This window comes from Burkholderia sp. IMCC1007, from assembly GCF_027257875.1.
In the GTDB taxonomy this organism is placed as follows: domain Bacteria; phylum Pseudomonadota; class Gammaproteobacteria; order Burkholderiales; family Burkholderiaceae; genus Burkholderia.
In genome coordinates, this window is record NZ_JAPVQY010000002.1 from 326,712 (window position 1) to 338,725 (window position 12,014).

Genomic DNA, 12,014 nt, shown 5'->3' on the forward strand with positions numbered 1-12,014 from the left:
CTCGACGGCCTTGCCGTCGATCAGATGTTGGATCCGCACAATGAAATTCCTTATCGACCAAACGCTGAGTCGCCGACGATAGTGCCGCGCAGGGAACCGATACAATCGATCTCGCACACTACCTCGTCACCCTCATTAACGTTAACGACACCGTCCGGCGTGCCCGTCAGAATCACGTCCCGTGGAAGTAGTGTCATGAAACTGCTGAGGTGCTCGATCAACGCCGGGATATCATTGATCATGTCGGCGGTTGTACCGCGCTGCGCCACCTCACCGTTGACCAACGTACGCATTTGCAGCACATGCGGGTCCGGCACATCGGCGGCATCCACGAACCACGGTCAGAGCACCGTGCAGGTATCGCGATTCTTGACCCGCAAAATTCGGGCGATACCAGTTCTCCAAGTAGTCGCGGATCGCACAGTCGTTGCATACCGTGTAGCTAGCTACATACGCCATCGCCTCGCTTACCTTCACGCCTTTGGCCGGCTTGCCGATGACTGCTGCCAGTTCGCTCGTAGTGCATGAAGGTGGCATCTCGCGGTCGCCGCGTCTGTGCGTTATGACCAACCAAGGTGCCAGGCCCCTTCATGAACACCTGTGGCTCGTCCTTTGACGTCACCGTCAGTTCCTTCGAAAGCTCCTTGACGTGATCGGCATAGTTCAGGCCGAGTGCGACGACCGTACCCACCTCTAACGGCGTCAACCATACGACGGCATCCTAGCTGACCACGCGGCCATCGGTGAGCTTCAAGCCCTTCTCATGCGGCGTAGCACAGTGGATGGCTCCGCCGTAAGCAACACGTGCGCTCTTCATACAATCGCCCCCTGCAGTTCGCCGATCCCCTTGGCACTCACCTCAAAGCGTTGACCCTTGCGCACGTATGGCATGCATGCACAGGCACCCAACATCAGGATATCGCCGGGCGAAAGTGTCATGAACTCCGTCACGTCCGCCAGAAGTTGAGCGGTCGGACGGATCATTCCTCCCATAGTCGTCGTCAGCCGGTATTCGCCGTCGATCTCGACTGCGATCGATATCGCGTCGGGATCACCGATTATCGACAGCGGTGCAATGCGGGGACCGACGAAGCACGAGCCGTCGCGAGCGACAAAACGCATCGACGGACGATAAAAGCCTTCGTGTGGCAGGCACAGGTCCGCAATCAACGTCACGCCAGCCGCGTGCGCCAAGGCCTCAACTGGCGTCACTCGGCTTGCCGGGCGGCTTATCACAATGCCCACCGTAGCGCGCAGCAGCAGAACATCAATCTCCTCCGGCATCGGCATCGACTGGCCGCTGTACGACAGCGTATTACGTGGTTTCACATAAAGCACAGGTGCCTTGGGCCGGGCATTGTATGGTGGCTGACAGGCCGCGTCACCAATGCTGTCTAGTGCGTCACGTTGGTTCAGCAGCGTGCCATAGACGATGCCCGACAAGCTATATGGCTGTTCATCGAACAACAGGAACGGTCCGCTCATCGTCCTAATTCTCAAAAATGATCCAGGGCTTCAGGAGGACCTATGTCGCAGCGGCGACCATTCCATTCACTTCCGCCACGGCCCCCGAGTCCCCGACCAGTACGCCCTGAAGTGTCCCGATTGATGGGGAACACTCAACGGGAGCAACATGCCGCCCGCATGACGCATGCCTGGGGTGCATAGACTCACCCGCGTTCAGAGGAAGGTAGTCAGCATCTTTACGGTAAGCACGTTCTCAGTGAGAGTGATCTCCCGCCGTCGAAGCTTCCAGCCATCGGAAGAACGACTCAACACGTCTTTACGGCGCGCGGCAAGCATCATGTTCTCGTACTGATTTCGGTTCTGGCGCACCAGAATGCGACTCGACACCTCGATTTCCAGATCTTCCTCGACCTCGTTCACCGACGTAACGTAGATGTTCGACACCAGATGCGCCATTCTGGAAACCGGCTCCTCTGCCCAGTGCACACCGGTACGGATTTGCTCGATACGCTTGGCAAGCGTCCACTTTCCTTCCTCAAACCAGCTGATATCGACCCCTTCCTTCGTCGCCTCTCTTTCCGATAGCTCGCTGTGTCGCGCATTGCGCTGGATCGGCATGAAATAGACCAGGTTGGCATGCAACATCTCGAGCCATTCCTCGTATTGGCGGTTGTCAAGAAGATCTGCCTCACGATAAAGAAATCGCTCGGCCTGCCAGGTCAGTTCGCGCAATTGATTGTTGTCCATCGCAAATTTCTCGACTGCGCTCACGACTTGCCCTCCTTCAAGCTGCTGAATACGGGATCGTGATCACCCATCAGATGATCCCAAGGCTTCCCGTCCATGTAATCCGACCACCGCGTATAGAAGGTTCGCGGATTTTCCTCAGAGATTTGCGTCGATACATTGCCGGCGAGCGTCTCGTGTGAGCCCGCGCGTCCCAGCGATTGCTGGTAGTTGTATGGGTAGCGCCGTGCAATAGCCCCGGCGCTTGCTTCCGTGGCCATCTGCCAGTTCTCGATGTCATCCTGTTCGGTCATGCCTGCAGGGCCCTGGTACCGCATATAGAAATGGCGGAGCAGGTCTCGGACTTCTGCAGGAGCGTCCTTGTCGATGAGATACCAGCGCCACATTTCCGTATGCATGGGTCCGTGCGGATGAAACACGGTAATCGACCGCGGCTGGCGACCGTTGAAGCTGGTGTTCGGGAAAATCGTGCACACGAACGGAAGCAGGCGGGAATTTTCGCCTTGACGCTGCTGACGCTCTTCGTAACAACGCCGGAAATACTGCTCGACTTCAGGATTGTCTTGGTAGGCTTCAGCGTAGGGAAGCATCTCCGGCTGAATTGCACTATGAGCGCCATGCCCCGCCGGGAAGTTGACCCAGACATGCTGTGCACCAGAGAGCTCGTCATCGCGGCGGCCCTTTTTACCCGCTTGGGCACTGGGCCCGATCCCAATGTCGTCTACGGAGCGGTGACTGGGGTTGTGGTACGTGTCGCCCAGAAAGTTCTCTGCGCCGATCTTCCAGTTCGCCGGAATGATCCATTTTTGGACACCCACGAACACCTCCGTGTCGCCCGGCACGCCATTAAGGCCATCGATAGCAAGATCCAGGTGTTCCTTTGCGTCGCCGAGGTACTCCAGCAACTGTGGCGCCTCCTTGTCCCAAGTCGCCCAGATCGTTCCGTTGTAGTTCTCGAGTTGTGCCACTTCGATCAGCGACCATGCGTCCTTGTCGAGGTGCTCTTCGTAGAGCGAGCCGTACATGGGAACGCCGAAAAGCTTCCCTTCGGTGGTATAGCTCCACGCATGATACGGACACGTGAACTGCTTCGTGTTGCCCTCGTCGTACTGACACACTTTCATGCCGCGATGGCGACAGGTGTTCAAGAAGACATGAAGCTTGCCCTTCTGATCGCGGCAGAGAATGACCGACTCGTTTCCCATGCGCGAGGTGAAAAAATCCCCCGGATTCTTCACCTGACTTTCGTGGCCTACGAAGAGCCATGCCCTGGTGTAGATCCGTTCGAGCTCGGCCTTGAAGACCGCGTCATCGGAAAAGATCTCGCGGCTGATCAATCCTGCATCTCGATCCACGCATTCCGCAAACCGGCTGCGTCCAATCGAGTCGGCACTGATGCACTGGACAAAAGGTGCGTCTTGTTTCATGAGTCTGGTTTCCTCGTGAGTCACTGCTAGCCTGTGAATTTCTCGGCAAAGAGTTGTCGGGCTGGAATCTGCTTGGTTTTCAGGATGCCTCTGACGGCGTCGACCATGGGCGGCGGACCGCACGCATAGATCGAGGACGTTCGGTCGATCGAGAGCCGATCCAAGAGTTGCGTCACGCGCCCCTTGCCGTAGAACGAACCGGGGTTTGCGTCATCGCACGACACATGGATCTGTAGGCTCGCAAGCCGATCCTTGAAGTGTTCAATTCGCTCCAGTTCGAACAGCTGGCTCTCATGCCGTGCGCCGATGAAAAGAATGACGGGCGCCAAGCGATGCTCAGGGCGCTCGTCCTGAGCGATCTGTTCCAACATTGACAAAAACGGGGCAAGTCCCGTTCCACCAGCCACCATCACCTTCGGCCCGGCATCCCCACGCAGATAGAATGTGCCGCGCGGCGCGCCTAGATTGACGCTATCTCCAGCCCGCGCTTCCGAAGTCAACCAGTTGGAAAACTGCCCGTTAGATCGCAATGCGATATAGAACTCCAGTCGCTTCGAGCCTGGGGCATTCGCCATCGAAAACGATCGCTCAAAGGCTCCACCTTTGGGTGCGATGTTGACGTACTGACCTGGCAGGAACGAGACCACCTCCTCCGTCAGCAACGTCAAGCAAATCGTGTCCTCGGCTACCGGTTTCATGCTTTCAACAATTGCCAGGCATCCGGGCGCGGAAGCGGCAAGCGCGTCATCACCGGAGTAAGGCAGCTCGATGACGGCAGGCTGCGTCGTCTTCGCCCGGCAGACGAGCACAACGCCGCCGGCGCGTTCGGATTCGGAGAGGACATAGGGGCTGAACTCGTCCATATCGACTGAACCGCGAGACACCTGCGCCTGACAAGTCCCACAGTTTCCTTGCTCACAGTCCACGAGCAAGGAAAGCCCGCAATCGCGAGCCCCAGCCAAAATGCTTGCCCCTTCTTCGAGCAAGAGCGTGTTGGTTTGCCCGTCGGAAAAGACAAGCTGGATTGGGATCGACATATTGAGACCCGGAACTCATTGAGATGAAACTTTTGTCCGCCCTTCGGACCGATGTCTCAAAGCATAGCGATGTGCCGGGTCGCAGCCGAACCGATGCTGCAGATGTCCGCAGTTCGGACATGTCACACGTTCGCGATAAGCCCGTATGAGTGGAGCGTTAGATTTCGGATGACGACCCGAGATAGATAGGGTCTGGCGCTTATATAGGTGCGCTTCGGTGTAGCGGATGCCCAGGCGCGCAGACTGGTAGCCCCGTCGCAGTAGTATTTGCGCTTGCCAAGCGACACACCTCGGCCAAATCTCTATCCAACTTCTGAGCCAAGAGTTCGGATTGTTCAGAGTCCACGAAAGGAATCCCATGACAGCTAATCGCGTACTGATATTCGGTGCGGCCGGACATCTCGGCCTACCAGTTGCACGTTGGATCAACTACCGCTCACCTCAAACCTTACTTCGCCTCGCCACGCGTAGCGACACCAGCAAGCGATCGCTTGCACAGCAATTCCCTAAGGCGGAGTTGATTTCGGCAAATTATTTAGATGCTTCGTCGATGGCCGAGGCTCTTGCTGACGTCACTGCAGTATTCGTTGTTACACCGGACTTTCTCGACGAGGAGCGCGCAATGACCAATTTGGTCAATGGCGCGCGGCAGTCGAAAAACCTGCGCACCATCGTCCGCATTGTCGGAAATCTACCTAACGTCACGCCGGCCAACCTCACCCCAGAGTTGCGCGATTTTGGTGGGGGTACCGCCACGCAACACTTGCTAGCTCGCCAAATCCTCGATGCCAGCGGCCTCCCGGTCACATATCTCAACATGAGCGCGTATCTAATGGATGATCTGTTGCGCTGGGGTGGCCCGATCAGGGAGCAAGCAGCGCTGCTCATGCCATACGAGCGTCGAGTAGCTTGGGCCGACCCGGCGGAGGTCGGTGAAGCGGCGGCCCGTATCATCCTCAGCGAGGATAGTCGCTATGCCGGCCAGTACTTCAATGTCGAGAGTGGTCAGGACATCTTCACGTTCAAGCAAGTCGCCGAAATTCTGAGCGATGTCCTGCACTATCCGATAGCCTATGACGACAGCATCACACGATGGCTGGAGACGGTAGGCCCGAGGTACAAACAGCTCTTCGGGCCCAAAGGCGCAGACTACTACTTGGAATTCTATCGCTTCGAACAATTACACGAGTTGGCCGTATGTACTTCGAGTTCCCTCGGCATGCTACTGAAACGCACGCCCGCTACGCTGCGCTCATGGATTCGTGCCAACGCCGCCAGCCTTTCACCCGTTGCGGCTAGCTCGACAAAGTCTTGATCGCAGGAGTGCGAGCCACTATTGCTCGCACTCTCCCGTGAATTCTTGACAGAAAATGAGGGGACTTTGATCGCTCGCGGTGGTTGGCAACGACCATCTCCGCGACCATCTGATTTTCACGCCCGTAATCACGAATTAGTTGTTGAAGCCCGATGGACGGACTTTCCTGACGGAAGCGCCTGTTGAAGCTTTCGACCGTGGCGTTGTCAGTGGGCGTGTCCGGCGGGCTGAATTCCTGTTCAACTCCATGTTCGTAGGCTCAGCGATCCATTGCCTTCGAGATGAGCTCGCTGCATTTGTCGACCTTGATCATGGCGCGGTGTCCGCGCATGCCAGTAATACACGTCGGCGCTTGGACCACATGCTGCCCTTCAGAATTTGTCCGGCCTCGGTGGCTCAAACATTCCCATGTGTAGTTGTCAACGACGGTCAGAGTCCAAAGCGTCCCACATCGAACAGTGAATCTGCAACAAATCCATGTTCCAAATTTCGACCTGTTCCACGTCGTCGTCAAGTACGGGCGCGAGGTCATCGACCGGGTGAAGCAACGCTCGCGACGCTCTCTGCAAAATCCGACACAACCAAGGCGATTCAGTATTCGCTGAATCGCTGGCCGACGCTCATTTACTACTGCAGCGACGGGCGCCCGGAAATCGACAACCTGATCGCCGAGCGAGTGCTGCGCGGCGTCGCCCTCGGCAGACGGAATTACTTGTTCGCCGGCGCCGACTCCGGTGACGAACGTGCTGCCGCGATGTATAGCTTGATCGGCCCGGCGCGCTTGAACGGCCTCGATCCCGAGGCATATCTCGCCTATGTTCTCGAGCGCATCGCTGACCATCCGATCAACCGCATCGACGAGTTGTTGCCGTGGAACGTGGCGTCGGCGCTGCCGTCTACTGCCCACGTCGAACCCATCCGATAGCATCGCGCTCCCGTCGTCAACGACCTACGCTACGGTGCTGGGCGAGTGCTTACGCAATGTCCGCCATGCGAACATATTTGTCGAATTTGGACGATTCGCTTCCATTCGGTGATGGTCACAGGCTACATTTCACCATGACGGATTCAATCCAACTGGCGGACGCGATGTTTGAGTGGTGGATATCGCCGATGACGGATAAGTAAGAGGAAAAGATGACCAATACGGAAAAAGGCAACGAAAGCGTTCGAGCCGTGGGACGAGCGCTGGAAGTCCTCTTGGCGTTCAGTCCTGCCGATTTCGAGCTCTCGCCGACCGAATTGTTGAAGCGCGTTAGCTTGAGCCGTCCCACGCTCTACAGGCTGCTATACACGCTGGAGGCGCGCGGGTTCCTGGTATCGTGCGGAGACCCGCAGAGGTTTCGACTAGGGCCGTCTGTCGCTCGGCTTGCTCACGTGTGGGCATCCAGCAATGACCCGGCAGCTGCGGCGATGCCGATGATACGGAGGGTGTGGGAAGTAACCGACGAAACAGTGGGGCTTTATGTCCGGCAAGGAGGGTATCGGATATGTATCGCCGAGATTCCGAGTGGTCAGCCACTCAGTTTTCGTAGGGGCGTAGGTTTCCAGGATAGGATCGCACTCGGCGCGAGCGGAAAAGTAATTTTGGCTCATTCGTCCTTGGAACCCCGCCAATTGAGACAAATGACCCTGAACACGGATTTAGACCTAGTAGCCTTTGTTAAGGAACTCAAAAAAGCCAGGACACTTGGCTACGCGATCAGTCAAGACGAGCAAATCCAAGGAGCCACGAGCATCGCCGCACCCTTCTTTGACGGGTCCGGCGGTGTTGCCGGCTCCCTCGCTTTGTACGGGCCAAGCGTTCGGTTTGATGCGAAAAAGCTGGAGCACTTTTCGACCCTGCTTATGACCGAGGCCGCACACCTTTCACGGACGATCGGATTCCAATCGCTCGTTGAGCAAGTTTGACATCAAGGGCGGTGACTACAGGCTGCCCTCTTGAAGGCGCTCTAACGCTTTCACCGAATTCAATTCAAGGGTGAGTCGCAACAGCCGACTAAAGACCGGCGCCAGTATCCTCAGATGTATTGCATCTAGATGTCACAGGCGTGCCTTCGCCTTCGAAACTTGTATTCGATCATGCGCCGGAAGGACGTCCGGAATTCCACCTCCGCGCATGCAAAGAAGCGCGACTGAGTCGTGTAATGGGCTTGAACAACTAACCAGTACAACCAGCAAAGCTCAACTCACTGAATTTCTCAATGGAGTTCGGGGGCCAATTGCCGATCAGTCGAGCGTACCATCCGCTCGACTTTCTCTACAACGGCCTGCGCCCCCGCAAGGTAATTCGAAATCGCCTTGTTTACCGTGAGAACTGAACTCATCATCACGATAGTCCAGTAGACTGCGGCGTCGTTTCCGTTGCGGATAGGAACCGATATCGAGCACGTCCGTGGAACGATGCCACCCTCCCGAAATCCGCAGCCAAGAAGGGCCGCATCACGAATGAGGCTGTTCATTTGATTGAGATCCCACTGCTGAGCAGTCGCGTCGCGCGCCGCCGCGCCGGGAACCACCAACCATCGCTGCCGCTCCTCCGTAGGCAAAGACGAAAGATACGCTCGTCCCGGGGCACTCCCTGCGAGTGAATGGCGCTTCCCGATCCTCGGATAGGTCAGTGCGCGAGGCGAGCGAAAGATGGCCCGCGTGACCATCTCCCCTTCTTCGCGTACGTGAAGGTAAGAAGGCCAGCAGATTTCTTCACTGAATTCCTTGACCAACGGCTTTGCTAGTTCGATCACATGTGCGCTCCGCCCATAGCCGCAAGACAGAGCAGTGACCTTTTCGGTCAGACTGTAGACGTCGGTGACCTCATCGCGAACGACATAACCGGCTTGCATCAGCGTCTCCAACACCCGGTAGACAGTCGGCCTTGGCAGCGACGCGGCGCGGCTCAGCTCTAGCGCCGTCAGGTAGTTGGTAGTATTCAGAGCCTTCAGGACGTCCAAACCACGCAGGAAGCTTCGAATGGTGGCATCACTCATCACATATCTCCACGAATACACTTATGTGCTCCACGATGACAGAAACATGCCTTCGGACGCCAAATCTTCCACAAGTCTGTCACGTCACAAGCTAGCATTTTCTGATTTTGATGTCCATCTGGCGGCCATCATGTTGGTATAAGCCCCAACCCAGCTCACGGCGCCGCTCTCCGAAAGTATCAATATCCGGTTGGTTACGATCCACACACCGGACAACCGGCGCACCTGTCATTGCAGCAACCTGCGGACCGGGCAAGCGCCCCCCACCCCAGCATTGAGCTGGACGCTCAGCATCCGCATCACACAATTCGTCTGGCGAAAGGCAAGAAGCGCTTTTTGTTTGGGGTTCGCCCAATCACGACGCAGGCAAGTTTACCGAAACATCGACGACCTCCTGGTGGACTTCTGAGGCAATGGCTCCGGCGTTCAGCGTTGATACGTCCGCCACAGTTCGGGTATAGCGTACTGGACGAGGAAAATTCCAATGATCGCAACGCAGTGCCCTCTGGGAGATCATTCAGCGCAACAGCGCTATGTAGAAGCTTGGGACAGCCCCCATGCTTAACCTCAACGGCGGTCCGAATAAGCCCGGCGGACACGCTCCCAAACGGGCCCAGCGTTCTCATCGTTCGCATATTTCTTGATTTGCCTGTTTGATGCCACGGGATTTCAATATAACCGGTCAAAATAACAGCGTTAGCCGAGTGGTTCCAAACCGCATCCTCGATCGACAGGCCTACGAACCACTGGAACAGCAGGTTGTACGAGATCTGCTCGACCAGTTGCCGCTCGCTGCGGATGCTGTACAGCACCTGCAACAGCATCGCCCGCATCAGTTTCTCAGGCACGATGCTCGGTAGGCCTCCCTTCACGTCGACTTCGTACATCGCCGAGAACTTCGCGTTCATCTTCGACATTGCTTCGTTCAGCCACGCCCGGATCTGGCGCCGTACGTGTTGTCGATAGCGTCGCTGCAGTTCTACGACGAGCCGTTCGGGATAGCGCTCGCGGGCAGCGCATACGTCGCCGCTCGCTTCATGCTGGCAGCCGAATCGTTTCACGGCGTGCGGACAATCGACGAGCTCGCGTACGTAATGCGCGGCTCCGACTGACCTTACCCCACCGACGGCAAGCGACCGGTGGATAAAGCAAATCCGGTTCGGCACTAGATAGATACTGGCCGATAAGCTGCCAGTCGGCCGGATATGAATGCCTGGTTTGATTGAGGCCGCGGATTATGATTTGAACAGGAAGCGTACGTTTCTAGTATCTTCGCCCAGTAATTCCGACAGACGGTCGCCCCATCGTCTCCATGCATCGCGCATCTGCTCGTCGTAGTTGAACTGCAGATAGATCCGATCAAGCGGATCGTTACGCGCGTGATTCAGACATCGATGCACAATGCTCTCAGCAATACCAAGCGACTGCATCATCGTTCCGCAGGTACGACGCAGGTCATGGCATTTCCATTGACCACCCGAGACAATAAGCGTATCCGTTGCTGTCGTGCGACCTTCGGTCGATGCACCCTTCCCGCGTTGCCGGTCACGGATCGCCTTGCACGTTGTGTGGATAGTGACGTGCGGAATCTTGCCTTGTTGCGACGGAAATACGTATTCGCGACGCACGTCGTCCTCGAGCAATCCAGCGCGCACAATGTGCTGTGCCGCAAACTGCGCAAGGACGAAATCTGAAAGATGAATCGTAATCGCCGCGCTTGACTTTGTACGTTCCTTTGGAATCGTCCATGTCCGCGCCTTGAAGTCAAGATCAGCCCATCGAGCCACGAGTGTTTCACCGACGCGCGTTCCGCAAGCAAGCATCACCCATACCGCTGACTCAATGGATCGCGGAAGCCGTGCAGCCGGCATAAGTTCACCCAGCGAGCGAATTTCGTCGTCCGACAGCGTGCGATGGCGTTCGTTGTCACGTACCGGGTCGTAATCACCTGCAACGACATCCTCTTTTGCGAGCGCGAGCACATCACAATCGATGAGCAAGCGTTTCCACGGCTGGTTGCGCTCGCCCCATCGAATCATTTGCTGGACGGCCCCCAACACCTCGACCGAGCGCCGGTTGTATCCCGCGTCGGAAATCGCGGTAAGCAACGGCAGAACGTTCGACGCAAACACGCCTGCAATCTTGTGTGTACGGAGAGCCGGCAACACATGTTTTTCCATCGCACCTCGAAGCATCCTACCACCATCCTTTCGGCCTTTCTTACCGCGCTTCTTGTTGACGGTCGCGAACCACGTATCGAACAAATCGCCGAACGTGAGTTCCGCTGTCGCCGCCTTTTCAACCTTGGCCTGACGTTCACGCTTATTCGCTTCGAGATAGTCCACACCGTCGCGCGCATACGAACGAATCGTCGCCGCGGCTGCGCGTGCCTCCTCTAGCGACAGCCGTCCTTCAGTCATGATGCGCCCCCACGCCTTGCCGAGCGGCTTGTCGTGTTGCTTGCCATTGATGCTGACGCGAACAAGCCAGGTTTTCGAGCCATCCGGGCCGATGCGCAGGAACAGTCCGCGCCCATCCGAGAGGAAATACAACTTCCCGGTCGCCTTCGCGGCTTCGATTTGTCTAACCGTCAGAGCACCCATGATCGCCCTCCTTTGATATTGCAACCAGGTTGGCCCGCGCATCTCTACGCAGAGCCTACTCCACATCGCAAACACTAAAAAAACACTAAAAAGTTGCGGCTCGTGCGGGATTTCCACGGAAGTGGACAAACCACAAATACCCGGCAAACCCTTGTCAGACCGGGCCTTGAAGGATTTCACCGGACCTGGCCGGATTCCCCAAAAAACAATCACAAAACGTTTAACTTTCCGTGAGGACTTCGACACCGCCCGCCGCCTACTCTGTGCGCATATTTTCAGCACCTGCTTTCAGGAGCCCGCCATGCCCACCCGCAGAGATCTGCTGTTCGCCGGCGCCACTGGCCTTGCCGCGCTCGCGGCGCTGTCGTCGGTCGGCCGCCGCGCGCTGGTCGGCCGCGCGCTGGTCGGCCGCGCGTTCGCCGCGCCGCCCG

9 protein-coding genes and 4 pseudogenes are annotated in these 12,014 nt (G+C 57.0%); 4 read left to right on the forward strand and 9 right to left on the reverse strand.

Going from position 1 to position 12,014, the window contains the following annotated elements:
* Positions 1–50 precede the first annotated feature (50 nt).
* The 5 genes and pseudogenes from O1Q03_RS04015 to O1Q03_RS04035 form a co-directional block, all read right to left on the reverse strand.
* A pseudogene (locus O1Q03_RS04015) lies at positions 51–817 on the reverse strand (fumarylacetoacetate hydrolase family protein).
* The gene (locus O1Q03_RS04020) at positions 814–1,485 is read right to left on the reverse strand and encodes a fumarylacetoacetate hydrolase family protein (protein WP_124456501.1); all 672 of its coding nucleotides are present in this window, start codon (positions 1,483–1,485) and stop codon (positions 814–816) included. Before O1Q03_RS04020 ends, O1Q03_RS04015 begins: the two are co-directional and overlap by 4 nt.
* Before the next feature lie 195 nt (positions 1,486–1,680).
* The gene (locus tag O1Q03_RS04025; RefSeq protein ID WP_208328494.1) at positions 1,681–2,238 is read right to left on the reverse strand and encodes a 3-phenylpropionate/cinnamic acid dioxygenase subunit beta; all 558 of its coding nucleotides are present in this window, start codon (positions 2,236–2,238) and stop codon (positions 1,681–1,683) included.
* A complete protein-coding gene (locus O1Q03_RS04030; protein ID WP_059623631.1) occupies positions 2,235–3,641 on the reverse strand; it encodes an aromatic ring-hydroxylating oxygenase subunit alpha in 1,407 nt (468 codons plus the stop codon). The genes O1Q03_RS04025 and O1Q03_RS04030 overlap by 4 nt, the downstream gene beginning before the upstream one ends.
* 26 nt (positions 3,642–3,667) lie before the next feature.
* The gene (locus O1Q03_RS04035) at positions 3,668–4,678 is read right to left on the reverse strand and encodes a 2Fe-2S iron-sulfur cluster-binding protein (RefSeq protein WP_111442855.1); all 1,011 of its coding nucleotides are present in this window, start codon (positions 4,676–4,678) and stop codon (positions 3,668–3,670) included.
* A gap of 358 nt (positions 4,679–5,036) precedes the next feature.
* Between O1Q03_RS04035 and O1Q03_RS04040 the strand changes: the two genes are divergently transcribed.
* Positions 5,037–5,993, forward strand: coding sequence for an NmrA family NAD(P)-binding protein (locus O1Q03_RS04040; protein WP_111442854.1), 957 nt, complete (start codon positions 5,037–5,039; stop codon positions 5,991–5,993).
* Here O1Q03_RS04040 and O1Q03_RS40100 read toward each other — a convergent pair.
* A pseudogene (locus O1Q03_RS40100) lies at positions 5,974–6,201 on the reverse strand (hypothetical protein); the annotation flags it as partial. The gene O1Q03_RS04040 and the pseudogene O1Q03_RS40100 overlap by 20 nt on opposite strands.
* Positions 6,202–6,501: 300 nt before the next feature.
* On the opposite strand from O1Q03_RS40100, the pseudogene O1Q03_RS04045 reads away from it, so the two are divergent.
* Together O1Q03_RS04045 and O1Q03_RS04050 are read left to right on the forward strand one after the other, a co-directional pair.
* Positions 6,502–6,918, forward strand: a pseudogene (locus O1Q03_RS04045) (transposase domain-containing protein); the annotation flags it as partial.
* 212 nt (positions 6,919–7,130) lie between these two features.
* Positions 7,131–7,904, forward strand: a complete 774-nt coding sequence (locus tag O1Q03_RS04050; protein ID WP_269501725.1) for an IclR family transcriptional regulator — start codon at positions 7,131–7,133, stop codon at positions 7,902–7,904.
* Between the two features lie 290 nt (positions 7,905–8,194).
* Here O1Q03_RS04050 and O1Q03_RS04055 read toward each other — a convergent pair whose 3' ends face one another.
* On the reverse strand, positions 8,195–8,980 hold the full coding sequence (locus O1Q03_RS04055) for a helix-turn-helix domain-containing protein (protein ID WP_059623622.1): 786 nt from the start codon (positions 8,978–8,980) through the stop codon (positions 8,195–8,197).
* A 701-nt stretch (positions 8,981–9,681) separates the two neighbouring features.
* Positions 9,682–9,936: pseudogene (locus O1Q03_RS04060) on the reverse strand (transposase); the annotation flags it as partial.
* Between O1Q03_RS04060 and O1Q03_RS04065 the strand changes: the two are divergent.
* Positions 9,934–10,092: a hypothetical protein gene (locus tag O1Q03_RS04065; RefSeq protein WP_166677957.1), complete on the forward strand. Its 159-nt coding sequence runs from the start codon at positions 9,934–9,936 to the stop codon at positions 10,090–10,092. The pseudogene O1Q03_RS04060 and the gene O1Q03_RS04065 sit on opposite strands and share 3 nt — an antisense overlap.
* 123 nt (positions 10,093–10,215) lie before the next feature.
* On the opposite strand, the gene O1Q03_RS04070 is transcribed toward O1Q03_RS04065, so the two are convergent.
* Positions 10,216–11,583 carry a tyrosine-type recombinase/integrase gene (locus tag O1Q03_RS04070; protein ID WP_181461640.1) on the reverse strand — a complete coding sequence of 456 codons (1,368 nt, stop codon included), beginning with the start codon at positions 11,581–11,583 and terminating at the stop codon, positions 10,216–10,218.
* Positions 11,584–12,014: the final 431 nt, after the last annotated feature.